This window comes from Myxococcales bacterium, from assembly GCA_016706225.1.
Classification (GTDB): domain Bacteria; phylum Myxococcota_A; class Polyangia; order Polyangiales; family Polyangiaceae; genus JADJKB01.
The window spans coordinates 845,984-871,000 of the sequence record JADJKB010000022.1 but is presented as its reverse complement, the minus strand read 5'-3'; the positions used below and the strand labels follow the sequence as shown (position 1 = coordinate 871,000).

Below are 25,017 nucleotides of genomic sequence, written 5' to 3'. Positions count from 1 at the left end.
AGCTCAGAACGGGCCGCGGCTGGCCGGGTGAACCCGGAGACGGGTGCCGCAAGGGACCTTGACGCTGGCTTGCCGCTGCATGGACTGCTCTGTCGCTGGCTTCCTGCGCGAACCGACCGGCTCCAGCATCAGCGCGCCGAGCCCGAGCGAGTCCACCACCAACTCCTCACCCACGACGTGAACCCGGGCCCTGATCTGCGCCTCGTCGGTGATGCAGTGCACGAGCATGTCCGCGCCGTCCGCCTTGGCTTCGCAGCTGGTGGGCTCCGGGCTTGCCCAGACTTCGTAGTTGAGCTTGGTGGTCGCCGCCGTGATCTTGGCGACCAGCATCTCCAGGCGCGGAGCGCTGGGACCCAGACTCTGCCTGCGTGTGGAAAACCGGAGGTAGACGTCGAGGGTCGGTGGGTGTGCGGCCGGTGCGCAGGCGGTCGCGGGTGGCGCGGCGTCGGCAGGCGGGTCTGGCGAGTCGCCGGGTCCCGCGTCTGACGCGTCGGGGTGCATCCCAGCGTCCGTGGATGCCGCGGTGCTGGGTGCGGGCGGCTCGGACGTCGTGACCTCGACCGGAGCGACTTCGGCAGTGGGGTGCGGCGGTGCTGTGTTCGCTGGCTCGGGGTCGGTCGTTCGCTGGCACGCCAACGCCAGGACCGCTGCCAACGGAACAGCGCTCCGGAGCTTCATTTCAATTCGACCAATACGTTGTCGTAGTGAACGGTGAAATCTTGGGTTTGTTTCGGCGCGAAGCTGACGCCGACGCGAATGCGTAGCCCGTCGTTCATGTAACCGTCGGGCAAGAACTCCGAGCCCACGACCTTGTCGTCGATGGTCACGGTCAAGCTTGGCTTCACGGTGCGGGTCATGTGCATCACGACCCGCGACCACTTGCCCTTCTGTGGGAAAGCCGTGAGACCGTAGTCTTTGTAGACCGTCTGGCCGCTCGTGTCTGGATACCCCAATTCGATGTGCGCGCCTTGCGGATACAGCTCGAAGTTCGCGACGTGCCACTTGCCCGATGGATCGATGCTGATGGACGCCACGTCGGCACTCGCACCGATCTTCGAGACGTCCGTGAGAATGTCGAACGCGAGCGTGACGTCCTTGGCGGTCGGTGCGAAGTCCCCGTAGGCGTAGGCGTAGCTGTCGGTGTCCGGTGTGCCTGCCGGGATCAGGCTGCGCATCGCGTTGGGCGCCGAGCTCGAGGCCTGAGTGTCGAGCACCAGCGTGCACGGGGGTGCCAGCTCGACGCCGTTGAAACCAAAGCCGAGTGCCTTGCCGTCGTCGAAGTCCTTGCACAGTGCCGCATCGGTGTGGTTCGCGCAGAAGCCCGTGGATGTGCCGCCGCTGCCCGCGCCACCGCTGCCAGCGCCGCCCCCCGTGCTTCCTGCCACGCCGCCGGCGCCTGCGTCCTTGGCCGGCTCGAGCTCCGCGACCTCGAGCGAACAGGCGCTGAGCGCACACGCCCCGAGTGCGACCCACCCGCTCCACATGGGGTCAGGTTAGAGCATTTTTCGTCAGAACTGAATCGTGCGCTCCTCGCGGCCGAGCTCTCGCAGATCCTGGCGCGTGCGGTAGAACTCTTTCCACAGATACAGGTAGCCCGCCAGCAGCCGCTCGGGGCTCATGTGTTTGGGTTTGAAGACCACGTTGGCGTCGTTGTAGCGCGACCAGTCGCGGCTGATGATGCGGTCTTCCGACAGGAATCGATGCCAGATGGCGGTGCCCGGGTACGGCGTCAGGATGGCAAACTCTGCCTTCCGGATCCCCGCCTTGGTGGCGAACTCGAGCATGCGATCGAAGGTGCCCTCGTCGTCGTCGTCGTTGCCGACCAAAAACGACGTGTAGGGCTCGATGCCGTGATCGAAGGCCTTGCGGACGGCGTCGTGGGCCTTCGACAGTGCGTCGGGATCACGCCCGGTGAAGGCCTTCATGGTGAACGGATCGAAGCCGCCGACCAGATAGAACATGTTGATGCCCGCCGCGCGCATGCGGTGCAGAAACTCACTGCTGGTCGCCCTGATCATCGGCATGCTGGTGCCGAGGTAGCTGATGGGCGCGGGACCGCTGCGTTCAGCCAGCGCGTCGAGCAGCCAGCCAAAACGCCGCTGAGTGCCGGAGCCGAAGAACAGGCTCGTGTCCTCCGTCAACGAGCCGAGCTTGCCGCGGGCGGCGAGCTGTTCGATCTGGCCGAGCGCGTGTTCGGTGCCGAAGTGTCGCAGCTTCGGGCCCATGCTGGTCGGCAGCACACAGGCGAAACACTTGAGCGGGCAGCCGCGGGCGATCTGCACCGGGTAGTCGTCCGGTCGATAGGCGTCGGTCTCTTTGTCGATGTAGAGATCGACCTTGGGCAGGGGCAGAGTGGACGGATCGACCGCCGAGCCGCCGTAGCGTGGGTGCAGCTTGCCCTTCGCTGCGTCCTCGAGCACGGCGTTCCAGACGCCTTCGCCCTCACCCACCACGACCGCGTCGGCGTGCGCCTGGGCGACGTCCGGCATCATGGTCGGGAAGATGCCGCCCATGACGACCTGTTTGCCGCGGGCGCGGAAGGCGTCCGCGAGCTCGAGCCCGCGCGTGGCGGCGGGAGTGAAGAACGAGAGCGCCACCAGATCGACGTCGTCGTCGAGACCCACGTCCTCCACGCGGTCGTCGCGAAAGTCGTACTCCCAGGTCGAGGGTGTGACCGCCGCGAGGCAGGCAATGCCGAGGGACGGCGGCCCGAAGTACTCGTTGCAGGGCACCGCCTCGCGTAGCTCCGGGTGGTGCTCGGCGTGACGGGAAAACTTGGGATACACGAAGCGCAGCTTCATTCGGGACTCTCCGGGGATCGGGCCGCGGTGCGGCGGAAGGGGGCGTAGAGGTGCTCGCTCAGGGCGTGCACGCGGGACTCGTCGCGCACGGCGCGTCCGAGGTCGTCCAGGTGCCGCTCGGCCTCGAGCATCAGGTCTTCGGTGGCGTGACGGGCGAGCGAGAGCTCGAGGTCGTCCTGGCGAGCGTGGGCGCGCAGCAGACAGCCGAGCGCGGCGGTCAGGGCGAGGCTCGCGCGCGCCACCGCCTGCAGCACCAGCTGATGGCGTACGACTCCGACACCGTGTTCGGTGCGCACGCTGAGGGTTGCGTCGACGAAGCGAGCGCGGAGTGAGTCCCAGGCCTTCGCCTCGCGCTCCAGCGGCCCGCTCAGCGAGGGGGCGAGGCTCGCGCTGTCGGCTCCGGGTTTTCTGCCGAGCACCGCCGCGCCACCCCGGACCAGGAGCACGTCGTTCGCGCCCTCGAAGATGCGCGTGATGCGGCAGTCGCGCAGCAGGCGCGCGACACCGGTGGGCTCGATGAAACCCAAGGCGCCGTGCAACTGAATGGCGCGGTCGCAGATCTCGAAGCTCGTCTCGCTGCACACGACCTTCGCGGCCAACGACAGCTCGTCGATGGGCTCAGCAGCGGCGAGCGCGTGACCGACCCAGCGCACCAGGGTCTCGGCGGCGTAGAGCTGAGCGGCCATGCGCGCGACCTGCGCGCGAGAGGCGCTGAAATCGCCGATGCTGCGCTGAAACTGCTGACGCGAGGTGACGTGGGAGAGGGTTTGTTCGAGGGCAGCGCGGGCCGTTCCGACACAACCAGCCGCCATCAACGTGCGGCCCCACGCAAGGGCCGCGTGGGCTTGATCGATGCCGCGTCCCGGCTCACCCAGGATCATCGAGCTCGGTACGGTTGCGCCTTCGAACGTCACCGTCAGCGTGGAGGAGCCGCGGATGCCGAGTTTGTCCTCTTCGGGACCAATGGACACGCCGACGGTCTCGCGTGGGATCAGGACCAGCGAGTGCGCGCGCGCGCCGCCCAGGCCCGGAGTGCGCGCGAGCACGGTGAAACAGCCGGCGAAGCCGCCGTTGGTCACGTAGACCTTCTCGCCGTCGAGTTGGATGCCGGCGTCGGTGACGGTGCCGGTGGTGCGGATCCCGGTGAGATCGGAGCCCGCCTCCGCCTCGGTCGCCGCGAACGCGGCGATGCGCGCGCCCGACGCGATCTCGGGCAGCAGGCGCGCGCGGAGCTCGTCGCTTCCGAGCTCGACCAGCGGGCGAGTGCCGAGGCCCGAGTGCAATCCGATCATGATCGCCGTCGAGCGCTCGATGGTCGCGATGTCCGCGATCACCGCGCAGGCGCTCTTGAGCGAGAAGCCGGCGCCGCCGTGCTCTTCCGGCACGGTCAGGCCGAACAGGCCGGCTTCGGCGACCGCCTGTCGGAGCGATTCGGGAATACAGCCCTCGCGATCGATGCGGGCGGCGTCCGCGAGGGTCGCGACGAGGCGTTTGCTCTCCGCGAGCACGAGCGGAAGCGCTTCTGCTTCGGCGGGGGTCGCGTGCGCTACCGCGAGCCCTGCGCCGAGGGTGGCGGGGCTCTCCAGCCCGAGTGCTAGCGGACTACGAGGTAGCGCTCTCGCCACGCTGCTCCGAGGTGACACGCGCCACGAAGGCACACGCATCGTCGATCGTCACGAGCTCCATGGCTTCGTCGAGCTCGATGTCGACGTCGAGCTCGTCGCTGATGCACGAGAGCAGCTCGAGGCTCGCGAGGGAGTCCATGCCGAGATCCTCGCGCAAGCGGTCTTTGCCGCTGATCTTGCTCGAGTCGAGCTTCAAGATCTTGGCGACCATCGCGACCACGCGATCGCGATGGGGGTTTTCATGCGTGCTCATGCTGCCTCCGTGGTTCCGTGGGGGGGACGAGCTTCAGGCGCGAAAACCAGGCGTAGGCGCGGTCCAAGGCGTCGTCCAAGGGGGTGAATCGCAGACCGAGCTCTCGCTCGGCGCGGGCGTTCGAGACGGGTTGGCCCGTCGTGATCAGATCGACCATCTCGCGGGGGATCGGCACTCGCTCGCGCTTGGGCGCGGCGGCGCGCTCGTCGGCCTCTGCCCGCGCGCGCGCCTCGTCGGCGGCAAGCTCCAGAGTGGGGACTCGACCTCCATAGCGGTTGGCCACACGCTCGAGCAGCGTGCGAATTCTCAGATCGTGACCTCCGACGCAGAAGCGAGCTCCGGGCTCGGCGCTTGCGGCTCGCACGTGGGCTCTTGCGACGTCGGCGACGTCGACCATGTTCACCGTGCCGTCGACGATCCACGGCAAGACGCCGCGCACGACGCCGACGATGAACGCTCCGGTGCCGACGCGTACGTCGTTCGGTCCCACACAGCCACCGGGCAAGAGGGTCACGCTGGGCAGCCCACGCGAGGCCGCCGCGTCCAGCTCCTGCTCCATGGCCCACTTCACGCCGCGGTAGACGCTGCCCTCGGGCATCGACGACAGGCGATCCCCTTCGTCCGCGCGGCAGTCCTTTGGCGCGGGCCCCAGCGTTGCGATGGTGGAGGTGTAGACGAAGCGTTCCACGCCGACTGCTAGCGCAGCTTCGCAAGCGTTTCTGATCTGAGCGACTCCAACGGCGAGTGCGGCGTCGAGGTCCAGCGAGTAGCGTGGGTAATACGCGCCGCTCAAGAACACGGTGTCGCAGCCGTCCATCGCGCGCCGGAGCGCCTCGCCGTCCTCCAGCGACGCGGGAGCACGTTCGACGGCGCGTTTCCTGAGCAACAGCGTCGCGCTCTCGGGCCTCGTTGTGACCCGCACCGGGACACCTTCGGCGAGCAGCGCGTCGATCAAGTTCACCCCGATGAACCCGGTCCCGCCGATGACGAGCGCGCGTTTCACGTCGGACCCGCTTCCGTGAGCAGGCGCGCACACTCCTTGCGCCGGATCTTGCCGCTCGACGTGCGCGGCACACTGCCGACGCTCCACAGCTGCACGTCGTCCACACCGACGCCGAGCACCGCCAGGACCTCGCCGCGAATTGCCTTCGTCAGCGCTTCGCGACCGGAAGGGTCCGTCTCGCTGGTCTCGGCGACGACGACCAGGTCATCGGTGCCAGTGCTCTCGTTCTCTCGCCCGAACGCGGCGACACCGCCCAGGCGCACCCCCGCAAGCTCGCCGACGATGCGCTCGACGTCGTACGGGTAGAGGTTCCTGCCCGCCTTGATCACCATCTCTTTCGCGCGGCCGGCGATGAACAGCTGGCCGTCGGCGACGAAGCCGAGATCGCCGGTCGAGAGCCAACCGTCCGAGAGCACCTGCGAGCTCGCTTGCTCGTTGCGAAAGTAGCCGTCCATCAGCGAGGGACCGGAGACGCGCACCTCACCGACCACGCCGGGTGCGACGACCTTGCCCGAGGCATCGACAATCGAAATGGAAGTGCCGGCCAGCGGTCTGCCGACCGAGACTGCGTGGCGAGCGTTCGCTTCGCTCGAGCGCACCGCGCGTCCGGACTCCTCGAGCTCCCGGCGGTCCACGTCGAGCCCGCGCGGCCCCTCGCCCACGCTCGAGAACGTCACGGCGAGGGTTGCCTCGGCCATGCCGTAGACCGGCATCATGGCCCCGCGATCGAAGCCGAGCGGCCCGAATTTCTCCTGAAACCGCGCGAGGGTCGGCCCATGAACGGGCTCTGAGCCGTTGAGCGCGACGCGCCAGGTGTCGAGGCGCACTCCGTCGAGCTCGCCGGCACGGGCGGTGCAAAGGTCGTAAGCGAAGTTGGGTGCGGGAGACAGCGTTCCGCCGACCTCACTCATCAAGCGCAGCCATCCGGCAGGCTTCACGATGAAACGCTCGGGTGGCATCACGTGCAGCGGTCCGGGGTGGCAGATGGAGCGCAGCAGCGCGCCGATCAAACCCATGTCGTGAAAGAGTGGCAGCCAGCTCACGCCGACATCGGCGTCGGTCTGTTTCATGCCGGTGGCGATGGCGTAGGTGTTGGACACGGCCGCGCGATGAGAGATCATCACGCCCTTGGGTTTGCCGGTGGTCCCAGAGGTGTATTGCAAGAAGGCGGTGTCGGAGCCCGAGAGCGAGGGACCGCGTGGATCGATCGGAGCGGAGCCGTCGATGTCCGCTTCGACCAGCACGTTCCCGAGCAGAGACGAGAGGGTCGTGTCACCGGCCACGGCCTCCTTGATGCGCGGATAGGTGATCAGCCACTCGGCTCCCGCGTCGTTCAAGATGACGGTGAGATTTTTCAGGTAGCGTTCGACCCCACCGAAGGTCATGGGAGACGCGAGCGGCACCGGGATGGCGCCGGCCAGCATCGAGCCGAGCAGCGCTTGCACGAAGAGCGCCGAGGTCGGTAACAACAACGCAACGCGGTCACCGCGCTGAAGGCCGCGGTTGCGTAGGGTGGCGCTGATGCGCCAGGCACCCGCGAGGGCGTCCGCGTAGGAGAGCGCGTGACGCTGCCGCCCCTGGTGCAGGGTCAGGAAGGGTGCACCGCTCTTCACGGCGGCTTCGAGGGCGCCGATCAGAGTCTCGTGCGGAGAGCGAATGGGGTCGGCGCTCGTGAGCAGCGCCAGCCCGGGGTCCGAGTCGGACATGTGCTCCGTGTCGGAACACTCTCGCGGCGCAGGGTCAATTGAAGACGGCCCCCGGGAGGCTCAGTAGTGGAGTCGAAATGATTTCGATCAAGTCCCGTGAAGCGCCTGCGCTCTTCGCTTGACGGGAGGCGGGCACCTCGCGGTCGAGAATGCCTCCGGCGCCCGTGCGTGCAGCCCGGGGGAAGCCCGTGCTACGGGTTCGCGATGCCGCGCGTCGCCGTCACGGGTCTCGGGATGGTGAGCCCCCTCGGGCTCGACGTCGAGACGTACTGGCAAGCACTGCTGGCGGGGCGCTCGGGTGTGGACTTCATCACCGACTTCTCGACCGAGAAGCTGCGCACGGACATTGCTGCCAGTGTGCGTGGTTTCGATCCAACGACGGTGCTCGACAAACGCGAGATCGACTACACCGGACGCGTCGTTCAGTTCGGGCTCGCCGCCTCGACCGAGGCCATCCGGCAGGCGCGGCTCGAGGACGTCGACCGGACGCGGGTTGCGGTGCTCGTGTCGTCGGGCCAAGGCGCCGTCGAGATCTTCGAAGAACAGGTGCAGCGCGCGGCGACGCGTGGACCGCGGGCGGTGTCGCCCTATTTCATTCCCTCGTCGATGCCGAACGCGCTGTCGGCGCTGGTGGCCACCAAGTTCGGCTTCATGGGACCGAGCTTCAACGTTGCCAGTGCATGCGCGACCGCCGCGCACTCCATCGCGCTCGGCGCGCTGCTGATCGGGAGTGGAGACGCCGACGTGGTGGTGGCGGGCGGCGGAGAGGCTGCGACTTGCCCGAGCACCATCGCGGGTTTTGGCAACGCGCGTGCGCTGGCCAAGGCGTACGAGGGGGATCCGAAGCGAGCCTCGCGACCGTACGATGTCGACCGAGGTGGTTTTGTGATTGGCGAGGGCGCGGGGGCGCTCGTGCTCGAGAGTGAAGCTCACGCGCTCGCCCGCGGCGCGCGCCCGCTCGCCTGGCTGGCCGGGTGGGGCATGTCGAGTGACGCGGAGCACGTCACGCGCCCGCACCCGGAGGGACTCGGGCTGCGGTTGGCGATCGATGCCGCGCTCGCCAAGGCCGGCGTCGGTCCGGCCGACGTCGGGTACATCAACCCGCACGCCACCTCGACGCCGGCGGGGGACGTCGCGGAGTACCAGGCGCTCCGGGCAGCCTTCGGGGACGCCCTCTCGGCGATCCCGATCTCCGCGACCAAGAGCATGATCGGGCACCTGCTCGGTGGCGCGGCCGCTGCCGAGGCGATTGTGTGTGTGTGTTCACTGCGCGATCAGCGGCTCCACCCGTCGATCAACGTGGACCGTCTCGATCCGGTGTTTGCCATCGATCTGGTGCGCGAGGCTCGCGCCGTCGACCTGAGCTATGCGCTGAAGACCAGCGCAGGCTTCGGCGGACACAACGCCGCGCTGGTATTTCAGCGCGCGTGAGCGCGATGGGGCCGGCGCCGACGCCTGCGCAAAAACGACGCTTGGAGTGTTTCGGCTGGTTCGACCACAATCTGGGGCGTATGAAGCCGCTGCGCGCAGGCGCACGGCGAGCGCCGCCAACCGTATTCACTTGGCCTCGGAGTCAACCATGTCCACACGTCTCGACTACGCCACCCTCAGCCTGATGGACGCTCTCGATCTCGCAACCCTCATCGAGCTCGAGGCCTACCGGCGCTACAAGATGTTCGCCGCGCAGCTCGGCCAGGGTGGCACGAACAACCCGGCCTCGGTCTTTGCATCGATGGCCGAGAACGAGGCCAAACACGGTCAGCAGCTCGCCGAGCGGCGCAAGGCTCTGTTCGGGGTCACCCCTGCGCGGGTCACGCTGGACGATCTGTTCGACGTCGAGGCACCAGACATGGGTGCCCCTCGCTCCACGATGTCCACACTGCAGGCCTTCCAGGTCGCGCTGTCCTCGGAACAGAAGGCCTACGACTTCTACGACCAGGCCCTCGAGCACATCAGCGACGCCGAGATCCGCGCGCTGTTCACCGAGCTGCGGGACGAGGAGACCGAGCACGTTCGCATGGTACAAGAGGCCATCGCAAAGCTGCCCCCGAGCGCGAGCGTGGAGCTCGAGCTGGACCTGGACGACTCGCCCTCGCTGTAGCTCGAGCCGCGCGTGTCGGCCTCGAACCGTGGTGGCGGCAGAGACCGCGGCTGAGCTCGCGCCCGACGCGCCTCACTTCGGTACGCGCGCCACCACCCCGGCCTTGTAGCTGGTGAAGTACACGTGCGTCGCGTCGACGACGAAGGTCGAGGGTTTGTTCTCGAGGAGCGCCACGTTGTTCCACGCGGCGCCCGACAAGGGGCGCGCGCTCACGGCCGCGGCATTCTGGGAGACGTTCGTCGCAACGTAGAGGTTTGCCGCGTCGAGCGCGAACCAGAGTACATCGTTGGTCCCAGCCAGCGTTTTCGGCTGACTCTGCCCGTTGGTGAGCTCGTAGACGACGCCAGGTTTTGTGTACGACCCGGACGTCTCCCAGTAGAGCGCGGACGGACCGACCTCGATCAGGTCGATTTCTCCCGAGCCGCTCGGCGCCGTGAACAACGGGGTCGCTGCGCCTCCGGTCTTGGGAAAGCGCAGCAGTGCGCCGCCGAAATCGTTGGAGACGTAGACGTAGCTTGCATCGACGGCGAGCGCCCGCGGTTGCGAGAGCGTGGTCGTCAGTACCTGGCTCGTTCCTCCGGCCTTGGGCACGCGCATCAGGTCCTTCGAGTTGGTTCCGATCCAGTAGAGGTGCGTCGAGTCGGTCGCGACCCGACTGGCGCCGACCTGGTTCGCCAGGACCTTCACGGCCTTGGTTGAAATCGAGACCGAGATCACGTCGGCGAAGAATGCGCCCTGCATCGTGTAGAGACTCGAGCCATCCAGGGTGAAGTCCACCATGCCATTCCCGGAGTGAAGTAGCTCCGGGGTCCCGCCCTGCTTGGGCAGACGCCAGAGCCCACCGAGCGTCGAGTCCGTGGGCAGCTCGGCGCTGCTCCAGTAGACGTTGTTTGCGTCGACTGCCACGCGAGCCGGGTACTTCTGGTTCGCGAGCAGGTCGATGGTCGTGTAGCTCGGCGCGCCGCCGCTGCCTGCACCGCCGGTAGCTGCACCGCCGACGCCTGCAGCGCCGCCGGTGTTTGCACCGGCACTTCCGCCGCTGCCTGCAGCGCCGCCGATGTTTGCGCCCGCGCCGCCTCCCGTGTTGGTGACGCCGCCGGTGTTTGCACCGGCGCTGCCGCCGCTTGGCGAGGCACCCGTGGCGGCGTTCCCGCCGCTGGCTGCGCCTCCGCTTCCACCCGCAGGGCCCGCGTCGTCCGAGCCTCCGCAGGCGCACGGACCCAGTGACAGGAATACGAACGTGGCGAGCTTCGAGAAACGCCTGAACATGCTGACCTCCGGCCGAGTGTTACCTCAGCCGAATTCAGCAAATTCCTCCGACCAAGCCCCTGGCGTCGGAGGCCAAGGGTTTGGCGCGCAGGGTCAACTCAGCGGTGGCCGGCGCGGAAGCTGCGGGGCCGACGCCGGGCGCCTCCCGTCGACGGGCGGCTCGCGCCGCTGTCGGGCGTAGCCGAGCGCGCGGTGTCATTGCGTGGGGTGGTGGGGCCGTGGTTGGCAGCGCTGCGCGGCGCCTCGTAGCGGCGCGGCTCTCGGTCACCGGGGCGTCGTGCGCCACCATCGTTGTACCGAGGACGATCATCGAGGCTCGGTCGGCTCGTGGCTGCCGGAAGCAATGCGGCGTCGGCCACCGGAACCTTGCGCTGAATCAAGCGCTCGATGTCCCGCAAGAACGCCCGCTCCTCTCCGTCGCAGAACGAGACCGCAGTGCCCGTGGCACCAGCGCGGCCCGTGCGGCCGATGCGGTGCACGTAGCTCTCGGAGATGTTCGGCAGGTCGAAGTTGACCACGTGGGAGATGCCGTCGATGTCGATGCCGCGGGCGGCGATGTCCGTCGCCACGAGCACCGGGATGGTGCCGCGTCGGAAGTCTTCCAGCGCACGCTCGCGCGCGTTCTGGCTCTTGTTGCCGTGGATTGCCGCAGCGGCGATGCCCGCACGACCGAGCTGCTCGGCGACACGATTCGCTCCGTGTTTGATGCGGGTGAAGACCAGCGTGCGCTCGACCCCCTCCGCCCGGAGCACTCGCTCGAGCAACACGCGTTTGTCGGCCTTGTTGACGAAGTACACCGACTGCGTGACCAGCTCGGTCGTGGACGCAACCGGAGTGACGGCGACCTTGACCGGGTTCACCAGGATGGTCTGGGCGAGCTCGCCGATGTCGCGGGGCATGGTGGCGGAGAACAGCAGCGTCTGCCGTTGTTTCGGCAGCACCCTGATCACCTTCCGCACGTCGTGGATGAACCCCATGTCGAGCATGCGGTCCGCCTCGTCGAGCACGAACACCTCGAGCCCGTCGAGCTTCACGAAACCCTGGGACATGAGATCGAGCAGCCGACCCGGAGTGGCGACCACGATGTCGACGCCACGGCTGAGCGCTTGCTCTTGCGGGCGCTGGCCCACGCCGCCGTAGATCACGGTGTGACGCAGGCCGGTGTTCTTGCCGTACGCCTCGGTGCGCTCACCGATCTGTGCGGCGAGCTCGCGCGTGGGCGACAGGATGAGCGCGCGGATCTTTCGCGCGTTTGGGGTCCTGGAGAGGCGCTGCAAGATCGGCAGCACGAAGGCGGCCGTCTTGCCGGTTCCGGTCTGCGCACAGCCGAGCAGATCGCGGCCCTCGAGCAGCGCCGGGATCGCCTGAACCTGGATCGGGGTGGGGGTCTCGTACCCTTCGTGCAAAACCGCGCGGACCAGGCTCGGCTCCAGGCCAAGCTGAGTGAAGGGTGAGGCGAGGACCTCGGGGGAGGGTTCGACGTGTCGCGGCGTTGCGACGCGGTCGGCCGTGTGGGTCCGCGCATCGCGCGGCCCAGAATGAGTGGGGCCGTCGGAGCGAGCGGAGGAGTTGCGGGCGGGCGTCCGCCCGAGCCGCTCGGGGCTGAATGAGTTCATGAAGTAAAAAACACGCTTTCTGGCGGCCTATTTGCCGCTTGCGTCACAATTTCGGGAGCGCCGGTTGCCCAGGCGTCACTGGCCGAGACGGCCATACGAATCGTGAGCGGCGGTTAGATAGCGCGATTTGTGGCCATTGGCAAGGTGACCCGCCCGCGCAACCGCCCGTCGAGAGCCCTGTGACCCTGGGCGCACGTGAGCCGCCGGCGATCGACTTCGGCCGCGCTCGACGAGCGTTCAGCGCCCTCCTGCGAGACTATGCTCTCGCCGAGTCCGACGATCATGTCGACCCCGAAGCTCGCCCGCTACGCCTGGCTGTCGATCGCCGCGGCGATCGCGACCATCGCGCTGAAGATGGCGGCCTGGCGCCTGACGGGTTCGGTGGGGCTGCTCTCTGATGCCGCCGAGTCGGTCGTCAACCTGATCGCTGCGATCACCGCGCTGTGGATGCTCACGCTCGCGGCCAAACCCGCGGACGAGGAGCACGCCTACGGCTACAGCAAGGCGGAGTACTTCGCGAGCGGCGTCGAGGGCGCGCTGATCCTGGTGGCGGCCGCGGCCATCGCCTTTGCTGCGGTGGAGCGCCTGCTCGAACCCGCGCCCATCGAGAAACTCGAGTTCGGACTCGTCGTGTCGCTGGCTGCGTCGCTGATCAACCTGGCGGTCGCGCGAGTGCTGCTCGTCGTTGGCAAACGACACCACTCGATCGCGCTCGAGGCGGATGGGCATCACCTGATGACCGATGTCTGGACCTCGGCGGGTGTGCTGATTGGGGTTGGGCTGGTGGCGGTCACGGGCTATCAGCGCCTCGACCCGATCGTGGCCATCCTCGTTGCCCTCAACATCGTTCGCTCCGGCGTCATGTTGATCCAGCGTTCCGCGCGCGGGCTGCTCGATGTGGCGCTGGTGCCCGAAGAGCAGCAGGCGCTGCGCACGGTGCTGGACCGCTACGCGGGACCCGAGCTCGAGTTTCACGCGCTTCGCACCCGCCAGGCCGGCGCGCGGCGGTTCGTGTCGCTGCACGTGCTGGTGCCGGGCGACTGGAGCGTCGAGCGAGGTCACCAGCTGCTCGAGGAGATCGAGAAGGACATCCGCGCGGCGGTCCCCAACGTACACGTGTTGACCCACCTCGAGCCGCTGGAGGACCCGCGTTCGTTCGAGGATCAAGCGCTCGATCGGCCGGAGCCCGACGGCTGAACGTCGTCACTCCGTCGGTGCGCGTTCGACCTTCGGCACCGCGGCGTTCATGCGTTCGGCGAAGTGCTCCGCGGAGCGAGCCTGGGACAGGTCGAGCTCGAAGTCTGGGCGCGTTGCTGGCGCGAGCTTGGCCCGCAGCTCCGTGAGCTCGCGCTTCGACAGCCCAACCGCTTCCAGTGCCGCCGTGTCGAGGCGCGCGTCCGCACGCGCCGAAAGTCCCTGCTCGCTTTCCTCCACGAGCTTGCGAAGTGCGTCGAGCTCCATCCGGCTCATGCGCGCGCCACACACGTCGTAGTCGATCCACGCTTCGTACGAGTGCGGCGCGAGCTTCTTGAGCATGCCGGCCATCACACGCCCGTACTCCTGGATCTCCCACTGAGCGTGGGTGTCCACTCGTAGCTTGAGGAAGTGCTGCAGGTTGTGCAGATCGATCTTCCAGTACCACTGCGTGTAGGTCGAAAGCGGCAGATCGATGCGGGCCAGCTCCCGCGCGATCTCCTCGTTGGTCATCCACTCGTAGGCCGACTGTGACAGGCGCCGGATCTCGTTCCAGCGTGTGATGGCCTCCTGGTACTGCTCCGTCGGCACACTCTGCCCGCTGCGCCCCTGGTTGTTCTGGGCGCTCTGGGTCTGAAGCTGCGCTTCGCTGGGTGTGTAGAACAGCATCGGCATGAGTGAGTACCGCCCGCTGTACTCGTTCACGCTGTTGTGGACGACGAAGCCGTTGGCGACGAAGTTGTGGTAGGGACCGGCGACCTCGAGGTCGTAGGTCATCTGTTGCCCCACGTATTCGATGCGAGCGACCTTGGAGAAACGTCGCACCAGGCGAGTCGTTGCCGGGCCGCGCTTGGCCTTCGGACGAGGTTGCCTCTCGCGTCCGCTCCAGAAGCCCTCTAGTCTGGAACCCGACGCGACGGCCTCGAGCAGCGCGAGCTCGAGGTTGTCGGCGTGCAAGCGGTCGTGGCACTGCCTGCAGAGGGAGATGAGATTTTGCTCGTCGCGCGCGCGCGACGGGTTGTGCCAAACCGGATCGACGTGGTGGGCGTGGAGTCGGCCTTTGGCGGCGCAGACGGCACAGGCGTACCCGAACCGCGCGTGCACGCGTGCGGCCGCCTGAGTCGTCCAGCGTCCGATGCTCTCGCGCTCGGTCGATGTCCCGCCTTTCCAGAAGTTGGAGGCGGTCCCCGATCGGGCGCGACGAATGGTGGCGAGATGCTCCGGGCTCAGCGTCCTGGGTTTGGTTGACGTGCGCCTCTGCCCGCGCTGCGTGAGCCCGGACAGGCGTGCCTTTTCTCCAGCCGTGAATCCAAGACCAAACAGCTTCAGATACTTGCGAATCGAGTGGTAAGAAATCCCGGCCTTCTGGGCGATCTCGTCGACGCTGAGCCCGGCCGCGCGCTGCGCGCCGAGCCACTCGCGATCGCGATACGCCGGTGCTCCGTTGACCGAGAATGCGGGCGCCTCCTGCCTCCAGCTCACCGACCCGCGCTCCGACAGCTGGAGGCCGGTCGCTTGCTCCAACGTCAGCCAACCACGCTCGGTGAGGCACCGATGGTCCTTCGACATCTCGAGGGAGTATCCGTTTTCCAGCGTCACGCGGAACACCGGCTTCACCCCGCTCTCCCAGACATCGACGATCTGGGTGTGGATGATCTCCCCGGTCTTCTCATCGCAGCTGCGAAGGCGCATCTTCGAGAGGCGCTCGCGCATCGGGACCTTCGCCGTCGGTTGCCGCAGGGCAAAGGCGTGCCAAGCGCGACCAGAAACCAGGGTGACGCGCTTCGTGACGACCCCCGGAGGTCCCGGGAGGGGAACAGCCGAAGTGGTGGCGGGCGCCTCGCGGGAAGCCGGCGCGCCCCTCCGCGAGTCGAGCGCGCCGCTGCGAACGTACTCTCGCAGAGTCTCCTCGCGCCGCTCGACCAGCCGCGCGAGCTCCGGAATCGTGTACTCCGACTCGGCATCGATCCGGCTCACGAAGAGCGGCTTCTTCTTGGCGATGGGGTGTTCCGTTCCCGTCGTCCACATGCGGTGGAAGTCGGCGATCGCCACGTTGTGTCGCTGTCGTCCGCCGCGCAGCTGGGCGCCGGGAAGGTCGAAATACAGCTGGGCGTCGCCGGCCAGGCAGGCCGTTCTGTGCCGGATCCACTGCCGCGCCACGAACATCGGCATGCAACAGTGGAATTTGAGCTCGACCATCTCGGTCGGGGTGGTGTGCAGGTGGCGGCGCAGGTAGCGCAACAGGCCTCGGGTGAGCTGCGCCTTGCGGGTGCCGTAGCCGTAGCTCACGCGGGCCGCGCGTTCGATGCACTCGTCGGTGCCCATGTAATCGACCAGCGAGACGAAGCCGTGATCGAGCACCGGGAAGTAGAGGCCGAGGATCTCCTCGGCGCCGGGGGAGCTGGGGCGGCGAGACTCGGTCATGCGATGAGCTCGGCGATCTGCACGGCGTTGAGCGCCGCGCCCTTGCGCAGGTTGTCGGCAACGATCCACAGATTCAGCGCGCCCGGCACCGCCAGATCGTCACGAATGCGACCGACGTAGACCGGGTCGGTGTTGGCCGAGTGGAGCGGCTGTGGCTCCTTGCCCGGGGCGTAGTCGCCGTCGTCCACCAGCTCTACTCCCGGGGCGTTGCGCAAGAGCTCCCGCGCGCGCGCGGCGGTCAACGGCCGCCGGAACTGCACGTGAACACTCTCACTGTGGCCCGTCACCACCGGCACTCGCACACAGGTCGGGGTCACGCCGATCTCGGCATCGCCCATGATCTTGCGCGTCTCGTTGACCAGCTTCAGCTCCTCTTCGCTGTAGCCGTTCTCGCCGGCCTTCCAGTCCGAGAGCACGTTCATCGCCATCTGCGACGGGAACACCTTGGCCTCGGGTTGTTTCCCGGCCCCGATGGCGGCGATCTGCGCCTCGAGCTCCGCGACCGCTGCGTGCCCCTTGCCGCTCGTTGCCTGGTAGGTGCTGACGATGATGTGCTTGATGTGCGCTTCGTCATGCAGTGGCTTGAGGGCAACCACCAGCTGAATGGTGCTGCAGTTCGGGTTCGCGATGATGCCCTTCTTCCGGTGCATGACCGCCTGCGGGTTCACCTCCGGCACGACCAACGGAACCTCGGCGTCCATGCGCCACGCGCTCGAGTTGTCGATGACGACGGCGCCGGCCGCGGCAGCAATGGGTCCGAACTCGCGGGATACCGAGGCACCGGCGCTGAACAGGGCGATCTTCACGCCGTCGAACGACTTGGGAGTGAGCTCCTCGACCGTGAGCTCAGCGCCGCGAAACGGCAGCTTCATGCCGGCGGACTTGCCCGAAGCCAGAGCCACCACGCGGTCCGCGTGAAAGTCGCGTCGCTCCAGCGTGCGGAGCATCTCGCGTCCGACTGCACCCGTTGCACCGACCACTGCCACTACCATGCTCATCGTGCTTCTCCATGAGCGCGGGCCGTGACCTGCCGGCCTAGCCGGCCGGAGTGGTCCGGCGCCCTGCGCCGCGCCCGGAACGTAGCTCAGAGTGCGCCTTCCGGCGACCATTCAGCGGAGTTTTTCCGGCTGGGCCGGGGTCCGCTGTTCGCGGTCGATCTGCTACGCTCGGGCCGCGATGCTTTTCCGGCGCGTTCTTCCCTCGCTTGCCTGCACGGCAATCGGGGTAGTCGCGTGCGCCCACTCGAGCGGCGGTGGCGCAGACGCGCTCAGTGGCCGGGGCTCCGCGATGCCGCCCGTCCGAGTGGTCACTCCGGCTCGTGTCGTGGCGCTGCCGGATGCGTCGGCGTCGTTGGTCGAGAACGATCCCGACGGCACGACCCGCTTCATCTCGCGCGGCATGCGAGTGCTAGCGAGGCCCGACGGTTCGCTCGATCGCAGCCGACAGACTTTTCCCGCGGGCAAGCAGGTGCGGGCGCTGCGACTGCCGGCTCGGTTGGGCGCGGGTTTCATCTTCTACGCGTCCGGCTCGGGCTCGACCCATGTCTGGAAGTCGAGCGGTTGGACCGACGATTTGACGCCGTTCGCCAACGTCGACTTCGACGTCGAGCGCGTGGTGGACGGCTTCGATCGCATCTACCTCCAGGACCAGCGCTCTTTCGACGTGGTGGCGCTCGATCCAGACACGGGCAGCCCCACCGATCTGGGCCCACTGCCGCCGTCGCCCGCCTACTCGGGCATGGCGTTCGCGGACGCCTGGCTGGCGGTCGTCGAGGTTCCCTTTCGCGGGGTGCTCGCGACCTTCGACGCGGGCGCGAGCTGGCGCCCGCTGGGTCTCTCGCAGAGCTACGGTGTCTTCCTCGAGCGCGGTGAGATCGCGATCAACACGGCCCAAGGTCGCTTCGTGCTGGACCCGTCGGGGCGACTGCGCAAGCGCGTGCAGGCCAATGACGACGACGCAGCCTTCGTCGGAGCCGGCCGCCGAGGTGTGGGCGCGCCAACCGCCAGTGTGCCGACCCCGCCGGAGCCACCGCCTCCCACTGCGGCTGGCCCGCTCGGGAGGCTGCCACTGCGCGAGGCGATCTTGCACGGTATGCCCGACACCGCCGACACGGCGATCGTGGCCAAGGACGGCGTGCTCGGGCGGGTCCGGCTCAGCGATGGGCGCCTGCTCGACTTCAAGGAGCAGGCGTTTCCCGCCGGCGCGAGCTGCACGGGTGTGCCCTTGGGTGAGGGTTTCGGTTTCGTCTGTGGTCAGGAGCAGGGAGCGACCACGGTGTACGCGTTCAAGAAGCCGCTCTCGCTCGAGCCAGTGATGCGTTTCGAGGAGCCGCGCTTCGTCGCACCGAGCGGCAACGGTGCGCTGGTCGTACGCGGTCCGTGCAAGGGAAAATCCGCGGGTGCAGTCGGCGCGTATTGCATCCGTACGCGTGGCGGTCGCGAGAGTGAAATGCGTGTGCGCGGTGATCTGGGCGTCGAGCGCCTGGTGGCGTTGTCCGACGGGGGTACCGCCGTGCTCGTGCCTCCGCGCCTGGGTGCACCCGGCACGTTGACGGTCGTTGCGGCCGACGGCAGCGCGAAGACCGTCCGGCTCAAGTTGCCGAAGGACGATGTTGCCAGCCTCGCAATGCTGAAGAAGGGCCTGTGGCTGGAAGGGTTCGTCGAGCGGGACGCGGCAGGAGGAGGAGCGGCGCCGAGCAGTGTGCCCGCCCCCCCCAAGGTGCTGCGCAAGAAGGGCAAGAACGCGCCGGGCGCGGAGAAGAGCAAGGCGCCCGCGGCCAAGGCGCCCGCGGCCAAGGCCAAGTGGAAGAAGCAGCTGTCGGGGTGGGTGGTTGCCGCGGGGCCTTTTGTCGGCGTGCGCGTCGATCTGGACGGGGCAGTACACGTCGGACGCATCGAGAGTGACATCGACCGTGCGTTGGTCTCGACCGATCTGGCGCTCGTGCTCGGGCGCGGTGGCAGTGCCACCGAGACCATCGATGGGGGTTTCACCTGGAGCGATCTCGATCTGCCGTCGGACACCGCCGATCCGGTGGCGCGTGCCAAGGCTTCGCTGTCCGCCGAGCGTGGCTGCTCGCGCGTCGGTTGTGTCGCGGGCGCTTGGATGCGAGTAGGCTGGCGCGGGCGAACCGAGAAGGATGACGTCGAGGTCGTCGATACGCCGAAGTTCTCGCGCCTCCCGTCGGCCAAAGGTGGGCGCTGGAATCTCACCTGTGCACCCACCGGAGAGATGGCAGGGCTCGCACCCAAACCCGAGAAGAAGGGCGCCGCGCCGGACGAGGAGGTAGGCATGGTCGGTGGCGCCTGGGGGCGTCCTCGCTGGGGCATGCCTGCGACCACGGCGCCCTCGCCGGACGAGCTCAAGAGCAGCGAGTGGATCTCGTTCAAGGGCACGGCCGCTCCGACGAAGAAACCAGCCGAGCTCGGCTTCGATCTCGGCACCGAGAACCTCGGCGCGCAGGTGCGCGGCTACGTCTGGGGTGCGCGCGGTGCTGCCTGGGATCGCGTCGGCAATTTTCTGCTGCGCGCTTACGATCCGTACGCGTTGAAGAACGCCGTCTGGTCCTCCGCCACGGTGCGCTCTCCCTGGAACGACGCGATCGGTGCGTCACAGGTCTTCAATCGTGACTACAATCAGCCGAGCGCGTGGTCACCGGTGCTCGAGCCCTCGGGCCGCTCTGCGGCGATGTTGGTCAATGCACGCGGCACGACCGAGCTCTATCTGTTCGAAGAAGGCCGGGGTGTCGTGGCGGTGCTCGACGCGGCAAAATGGGGCCTTTATCAGCTGTCCGGCGTGGTGAAGGTGGGCAGCACCTGGTACCTGGGTTCCTACATTGCCAACAGCACGTTTCGACTGTTCAAGGTCGACGCGGGTCGAGTCGCGCAGGTGCGCGACTATCCGATGGCGAGTGGCTGGCGTCCGAACACGACGCTGATGGTGAACCTGGTGCGCAACGCGCGCAGCGACGCGGTTGGGATCTGGGTGGAAGCTCGGCGCACGCGCGGTGCGGGGACGTCGTGGTTCGTGTATTCGGTGGACGCCACCAGCGGTGAGGCGCTGGACGTCGTGCAGGTCGAGCCGAAGACCTTGGGGCAAACACCGCCGGTCTGTGCGCCGGGGGCCGAGGGCTGGTTGCTCGTCGGCGAACCTCCGGTCGAACCCTATGTCGACTACTTGCAGAGCGCCGACGCGATCCGCTCGCGTGACCTTCAAGCAAAGCTCTTGCTCCAGCCCGAGGGACTCTGCGTACAAGTACTGAGCGCGGAAGCGGACACCGACGTTCCGGCGCGGGTGACCCGCGCGGAGCTCGGAGCGCGAGCCAACGGGCAGGAGCCGATCCCGATGGTGCTCCAAGAGCGTGGTCGACTCGGGCGTCGTTGGGGCTTCCGCTGTGTGCGTTAGCGCAGTTGGACGCGCTCTGGGTTGCAAACCTGAAAGACGCTGAAGTGCGCTTCCGAAATCCCTCGTCGCGCCCATAACCTCATTCCTTCCCAGTATTTGCAATTTCAAACGCGGACTGCTACCTCATCGGCGTCCGCGTGGAGTGAGGCTGTCCCCCCCCCGGCCCCTTCACGCGGACACTTTCATCGTGCGTGGCGTCGGGTGCTCTCGGACCTGCGTCAGGCCAGGGCGCCGACCGCCTGCTCTCCGCGGTAATTCGCCCGATTTGGCCAAGGACGCCGACAAACCGCTCGATGCCCGCTACGCTTCGCGTTCGGAGGCAGATTGTTACGTCGCAGTAGAGTTCGTTCACTCTGGGTTTCGTTCTCCGCGCTCGGCTTGATCGGCGCGCTTTCTTCAGCCAGCTGCGCCGACAACGACGAGGGCGCCACCAAGAAGACCACGCCGCCGGACTATCCCAAGCCCGGCCCGGGTGAGCTGTGTGAGTGGCCGCCGAACCCCGGCTTCGTGAAGATCCAGTTCCAGCCGTCGTTCACCGCGATCGCGCCGGGTGAAACTCGGGTGGTGGAGGTCATCGTCGAGCCGGACGTGTGTGTCGCGACGAAGATCACGTTCGAGTCCGGGGACGAGTCGATCATGGTGGCGCCGAAGGCGGAAGAGCTCTACCTGACGAAATCGAAGTTCAAGATCTCGCTCACGGCCAAGGGACTCGGGCAGACGAAGCTCACCGCGAGCTTCCCGAAGGGCGACGGCACCAACGCCACCGCCGAGCTGCCGGTCGAGGTGATGACGCCGGACATCCCCGCCTGCTCGGGCTCGGGCGCAGGCAAGCTCGACGACGGCAAGACGGTGAAGGGTAGCGGTGGGCTCGCCCTCGCCGGCATCGGGCTGCAAGCGGGCGGGTCCAAGCCAAACAGCGGCAGTTTCTTGTGGAGTGTGCAGCCCTTCGACGTGACGATTGGCTGCGCCAAGGATCAGGTGCCGGAGGGGTTCACCGCCATGGGTCCGGCAGTGACCTTTGGTCCCATCGACAAACGCCTGAAGCGCGAGATCCCGTTCAGCCTGCCGATCAATCCGGCGGTGATGCCGGAGGGCGCCACTCTTCGGCACGTGACCGTGAGTTACACCGGGCCGCGCGCGCAGACACCGCGCAGCATTCCCATTGCCAACCCGCGAATCGTGCGCGGCGACGCCGGTTATACCCTGGAGTTCATGGCGCCGCGGCTCGGCACCTACCAGGCCGTGGTGCAGTCCGACGGCGGGGAGCGCAAGCGCATGCGCAAGCTCACCCACCGCGCCTTGATCGGCATCTCGATGGGCGGCGGCGGCACCGCGATGTTCGGTCTCCGAAACCACGAGCGCTTCGACGTGCTCGCACCACTCGGCGGTCCCGTCGATTGGACCTGGATGCTCGGACACATCGAGCGCAACCACCTGGGCGGCTGGACCCCCAATGACGGCACGACGCCGCCGGCAGCACTGCCCCCGATGCCGGAGACCGAGCTGCCCTACGAGCACCCGAGCACGTTCAACCAGTGGTGGTACGAGTATCCGAAGACTGGCAACGGCGGCAGCTTCCCGCGCGAGGAGTACGTGCAGATCTTCCGCGACCTCGCGCTGATGTTCGGCAACCCGAACGGTTACAACCCGGCGCCCGGCGCTGAGAACCTGCCCGCCGGCATCTCCCCGACGGACCCGTCGGTGGTCGGCGACCACCCGGGGCGGGAGTGTGCGGTGTGGATCGATCCCCTCGACGGCCCGGACAAAGAAGCGCAGAAGAAACTGGCCACCGAGTGCCCCAAGGAACGTTGTAGTCACACCACGACGCTCAGCAACTACTTCGACGACGAGTTCAATCCGAAGGGCACGTTCCCGGTCATCACCGTGTGCGACGGCTCTCCGCAGGATTCGTCGTTGTCACCCTGGGCGAACACATGGAAGCCGACCAACAACGACAAGCCGCTCGAGCTAGCGCTGGCTGTCGACTACAACGGCAACGGGGTGCGTGATCTGGACGAGCCGCTGATCCGGGCAGGGCACGAGCCCTTCGATGATTTCGGTGCCGACGGACTGCCGAGCGACAAAGAGCCCGGCTACAAGCTCGGGGTCAACGAAGATCCAAACGGCGACGACTGGGATCCGCAGTACAACCCCACCGGGAAAGAGGGGAATTACCGCTGGGACGCCGGAGAGCCGTTCAAAGACGACGGGCTCGACGGCGTGCCGAACACCAAGAGCAGCCCCTACGACTTTGGCGAGGGCAACGGCAAGTTCGACTACGCGGCGGGCTATCGCACCTTCCTCGAGCGCGACTCGCGGACGGTCATCGAACAGCTGCCGATGGGCACACACAAACAGCCGCTCGACGATGAGGCAATCTCGCGGCTCGACCTGTGGACGGATGGTGGCACTCGCGATCTGTTCAACTTCGCGGTCGACGCCGCTGCTCTCGCCGGCGCCTGGTCATCGCGCAACCGGGTCACGCACTACTACACCGAGGCGCACAACATTCCGGGTCAGAACCCGGCCGATGTGAAGAACTTCACAGGTAGCAAGCTGGACTTCAGCTCGATCCCCGGCGGCGTGCTGTTGCGCTACGGCAAGATCGACCCGGTGCAGAAGGACGTCGACCTCGGCTCCGGGCAGCACGTCGGGACCGTCGACGAGATCGCCCGGCGCTTGCAGTCGGCCCTCTACTTCATCGGCAGTCGTTGGCCGGATTCACCGCGCACCCAGGACGAGTCGAGCAACATCGAACCCGTCGCAGGCGCGACAGCGTGCGAGGTGAACGGTGCCTGTGACTGGGTCTTCACCGATTCGCGGGGGCGCACCGGTCCGGTCAGCGTGAACCTGCCTCCCGGGTACGCCCACAAGGATCTGCAAACCAAACGTTATCCGGTCATCTTCCTCTTGCACGGGTACGGGCAGACGCCGGAAGACCTGAAGGCCGCCATCATCTTCCTGTCGAATTGGATGAACTTCCCTGGTGACTCCACCGCGACGCGGCTGCCGAAGGCCATCATGGTGTACGTCGATGGCCGCTGCCGTCCGGGTAAGGACGAGGCGGAGTGCATTCGCGGTACTTTCTACGCGGACAGCGTGCGCGAGAAGGGTCCCAAGATCGAGAGCTGGTTCCTCGAGCTGATGGACGAAGTCGACAAGAAGTATCGCACGCAGCCGGCGAGCGAGATCGAGTGGGTGGAGTGATGCTCGTCGCGTGTGACGGCTGCAAGCGCCACATCCGAGACGAAGAGACCGAGTGCCCGTTCTGCGCTGCCGCGCGCGGGCGTTCGCGGCGCCGCGCCGTCAAGCTCGCGCTGGTCGGCGCGGCGGGGCTCGGCGCCATGACCATCGGTATCGGCTGCGCCTACGGTATGCCGGACGACTACGGGAGCGACGCGGATGTTGATGCCGGGGTCGACGACGCGGCGGACGACACCTCGGGGCAATGAGGGCCGCGGTCGTCGGCGAGGCGCCGCGCCCGATCTATGTGGTGTGGGAGCTCACGCTCGCGTGTGATCTGGCCTGCGCCCACTGCGGTTCGCGCGCGGGCAAACCCCGCGCGCACGAGCTGACCACGGACGAAGCACTCGAGCTGGTCCGGCAGCTCGCTGAGCTCGGTGCGCGGGAGGTGACGCTGATCGGCGGGGAGGCCTATCTGCGCGACGACTGGACGACGATTGCTCGGGCCATCGTCGACGCCGGCATGCGCTGCGGCATGACGAGCGGCGGCCGCGGGCTCGGACGCGAACGAGCGGAGCAAGCGAAACGCGCGGGGCTCGCCTCGGTCAGCATCTCGGTGGACGGGCTGCGCGCAGCCCACGACCGGCAGCGTGGGGTGCTCGGCAGCTTCGAGGCGGCGCTCGCTGCCATGCGTCACCTGCGCGCGGCCGGCGTCGGCATGACGGTGAACACCCAACTCAATCGCTCGAGCTTGCCGGATCTCGAGGGCCTGCTCGAGCTGCTGATCGCGGAGCGCGCAGAGGGCTGGCAGGTGCAGTTGACGGTTCCGATGGGGCGGGCTGCGGATCGGCCGGAGTGGTTGTTGCAACCCTGGGAGCTGCTCGAGCTCTACCCACGCCTGGCGGCGCTCGCGGAGCGCGGGCGCGGGGCAGGGGTGGCGTTCTGGCCGGCGAACAACATCGGCTACTTCGGTCCGCACGAGAGCGTGCTCCGAAACCGTGGCACCGAGGGCGGGCGCATCTGGCGAGGCTGTCCCGCCGGCACCTACGCCTTGGGCATCGAGGCCGACGGCAGCATCAAGGGTTGTCCATCGTTGCCGACGGCGGACTATGTCGGGGGCAACGTGCGCGAGCAGTCCCTCGCTCGCATCTGGGACGAGACGCGGCAGCTGCGGTTCACTCGTGATCGCACACGCGCTGATCTCTGGGGTTACTGCGCCGAGTGTTACTACGCGGACGAGTGCCGAGCGGGGTGCACGTGGACTGCGCACACGTTCTTCGGGCGCGCCGGCAACAACCCGTACTGTCACCATCGTGCGCTCGAGCACGCGGCGCGCGGGCAGCGCGAGCGTTTGGTGCAAATCGAGCGGGCGCCGGGCAGGCCGTTCGATCACGGGAGGTTCGTGATCGAGGTGGACGAGGAGCAGCCTGAAGGCTGAGGG

At 67.5% G+C, this 25,017-nt stretch carries 18 protein-coding genes; 7 read left to right on the top strand and 11 right to left on the bottom strand.

What is annotated here, in order from left to right:
- Nucleotides 1-3: 3 nt before the first annotated feature.
- The 7 genes from IPI67_34820 to IPI67_34790 are packed head-to-tail and all read right to left on the bottom strand — an operon-like array spanning nucleotide 4 to nucleotide 7,388.
- Nucleotides 4-678: a hypothetical protein gene (locus tag IPI67_34820; GenBank protein ID MBK7585351.1), complete on the bottom strand. Its 675-nt coding sequence runs from the start codon at nucleotides 676-678 to the stop codon at nucleotides 4-6.
- Nucleotides 675-1,484, bottom strand: a complete 810-nt coding sequence (locus IPI67_34815; GenBank protein ID MBK7585350.1) for a hypothetical protein — start codon at nucleotides 1,482-1,484, stop codon at nucleotides 675-677. The genes IPI67_34820 and IPI67_34815 overlap by 4 nt, the downstream gene beginning before the upstream one ends.
- Before the next feature lie 24 nt (nucleotides 1,485-1,508).
- Entirely contained in the window at nucleotides 1,509-2,801 is a 1,293-nt protein-coding gene (locus IPI67_34810; protein MBK7585349.1) for a cobalamin-dependent protein, read from the bottom strand.
- Nucleotides 2,798-4,426 carry an acyl-CoA dehydrogenase family protein gene (locus IPI67_34805; GenBank protein MBK7585348.1) on the bottom strand — a complete coding sequence of 543 codons (1,629 nt, stop codon included), beginning with the start codon at nucleotides 4,424-4,426 and terminating at the stop codon, nucleotides 2,798-2,800. The genes IPI67_34810 and IPI67_34805 overlap by 4 nt, the downstream gene beginning before the upstream one ends.
- Nucleotides 4,404-4,679 (bottom strand): acyl carrier protein, encoded by a 276-nt coding sequence (locus tag IPI67_34800; protein ID MBK7585347.1) that lies wholly within the window; start codon nucleotides 4,677-4,679, stop codon nucleotides 4,404-4,406. Before IPI67_34800 ends, IPI67_34805 begins: the two co-directional genes overlap by 23 nt.
- Nucleotides 4,666-5,682: an NAD-dependent epimerase/dehydratase family protein gene (locus IPI67_34795; protein MBK7585346.1), complete on the bottom strand. Its 1,017-nt coding sequence runs from the start codon at nucleotides 5,680-5,682 to the stop codon at nucleotides 4,666-4,668. The genes IPI67_34800 and IPI67_34795 overlap by 14 nt, the downstream gene beginning before the upstream one ends.
- Nucleotides 5,679-7,388 (bottom strand): fatty acyl-AMP ligase, encoded by a 1,710-nt coding sequence (locus tag IPI67_34790; protein MBK7585345.1) that lies wholly within the window; start codon nucleotides 7,386-7,388, stop codon nucleotides 5,679-5,681. Before IPI67_34790 ends, IPI67_34795 begins: the two co-directional genes overlap by 4 nt.
- A gap of 204 nt (nucleotides 7,389-7,592) precedes the next feature.
- Here IPI67_34790 and IPI67_34785 point away from each other — a divergent pair, with 204 nt between their 5' ends.
- Both IPI67_34785 and IPI67_34780 read left to right on the top strand, forming a co-directional pair.
- On the top strand, nucleotides 7,593-8,819 hold the full coding sequence (locus tag IPI67_34785; GenBank protein ID MBK7585344.1) for a beta-ketoacyl-ACP synthase II: 1,227 nt from the start codon (nucleotides 7,593-7,595) through the stop codon (nucleotides 8,817-8,819).
- Nucleotides 8,820-8,967: 148 nt separating this feature from the next.
- Nucleotides 8,968-9,489, top strand: a complete 522-nt coding sequence (locus IPI67_34780) for a ferritin family protein (GenBank protein ID MBK7585343.1) — start codon at nucleotides 8,968-8,970, stop codon at nucleotides 9,487-9,489.
- 72 nt (nucleotides 9,490-9,561) lie between these two features.
- Here the strand turns inward: IPI67_34780 and IPI67_34775 are convergent, their stop codons facing one another.
- Both IPI67_34775 and IPI67_34770 read right to left on the bottom strand, forming a co-directional pair.
- Nucleotides 9,562-10,758: a hypothetical protein gene (locus IPI67_34775; GenBank protein MBK7585342.1), complete on the bottom strand. Its 1,197-nt coding sequence runs from the start codon at nucleotides 10,756-10,758 to the stop codon at nucleotides 9,562-9,564.
- A 98-nt stretch (nucleotides 10,759-10,856) separates the two neighbouring features.
- Entirely contained in the window at nucleotides 10,857-12,374 is a 1,518-nt protein-coding gene (locus tag IPI67_34770; protein MBK7585341.1) for a DEAD/DEAH box helicase, read from the bottom strand.
- A 258-nt stretch (nucleotides 12,375-12,632) separates the two neighbouring features.
- Between IPI67_34770 and IPI67_34765 the strand changes: the two genes are divergently transcribed.
- Nucleotides 12,633-13,571, top strand: a complete 939-nt coding sequence (locus IPI67_34765) for a cation transporter (GenBank protein ID MBK7585340.1) — start codon at nucleotides 12,633-12,635, stop codon at nucleotides 13,569-13,571.
- 6 nt (nucleotides 13,572-13,577) lie between these two features.
- Here the strand turns inward: IPI67_34765 and thyX are convergent, their stop codons facing one another.
- Nucleotides 13,578-15,992 carry an FAD-dependent thymidylate synthase gene (gene thyX / locus IPI67_34760; protein MBK7585339.1) on the bottom strand — a complete coding sequence of 805 codons (2,415 nt, stop codon included), beginning with the start codon at nucleotides 15,990-15,992 and terminating at the stop codon, nucleotides 13,578-13,580.
- Nucleotides 15,989-16,990 (bottom strand): aspartate-semialdehyde dehydrogenase, encoded by a 1,002-nt coding sequence (locus tag IPI67_34755; GenBank protein MBK7585338.1) that lies wholly within the window; start codon nucleotides 16,988-16,990, stop codon nucleotides 15,989-15,991. The genes thyX and IPI67_34755 overlap by 4 nt, the downstream gene beginning before the upstream one ends.
- 289 nt (nucleotides 16,991-17,279) lie before the next feature.
- Here IPI67_34755 and IPI67_34750 point away from each other — a divergent pair, with 289 nt between their 5' ends.
- From IPI67_34750 to IPI67_34735, 4 genes are all read left to right on the top strand, one after another.
- A complete protein-coding gene (locus tag IPI67_34750; protein MBK7585337.1) occupies nucleotides 17,280-20,393 on the top strand; it encodes a hypothetical protein in 3,114 nt (1,037 codons plus the stop codon).
- Nucleotides 20,394-20,771: 378 nt separating this feature from the next.
- Nucleotides 20,772-23,600, top strand: a complete 2,829-nt coding sequence (locus tag IPI67_34745) for a hypothetical protein (protein ID MBK7585336.1) — start codon at nucleotides 20,772-20,774, stop codon at nucleotides 23,598-23,600.
- Nucleotides 23,597-23,845 (top strand): hypothetical protein, encoded by a 249-nt coding sequence (locus IPI67_34740; GenBank protein ID MBK7585335.1) that lies wholly within the window; start codon nucleotides 23,597-23,599, stop codon nucleotides 23,843-23,845. The genes IPI67_34745 and IPI67_34740 overlap by 4 nt, the downstream gene beginning before the upstream one ends.
- Nucleotides 23,842-25,014: a radical SAM protein gene (locus IPI67_34735; protein MBK7585334.1), complete on the top strand. Its 1,173-nt coding sequence runs from the start codon at nucleotides 23,842-23,844 to the stop codon at nucleotides 25,012-25,014. Before IPI67_34740 ends, IPI67_34735 begins: the two co-directional genes overlap by 4 nt.
- The last annotated feature ends 3 nt before the right edge of the window (nucleotides 25,015-25,017 follow it).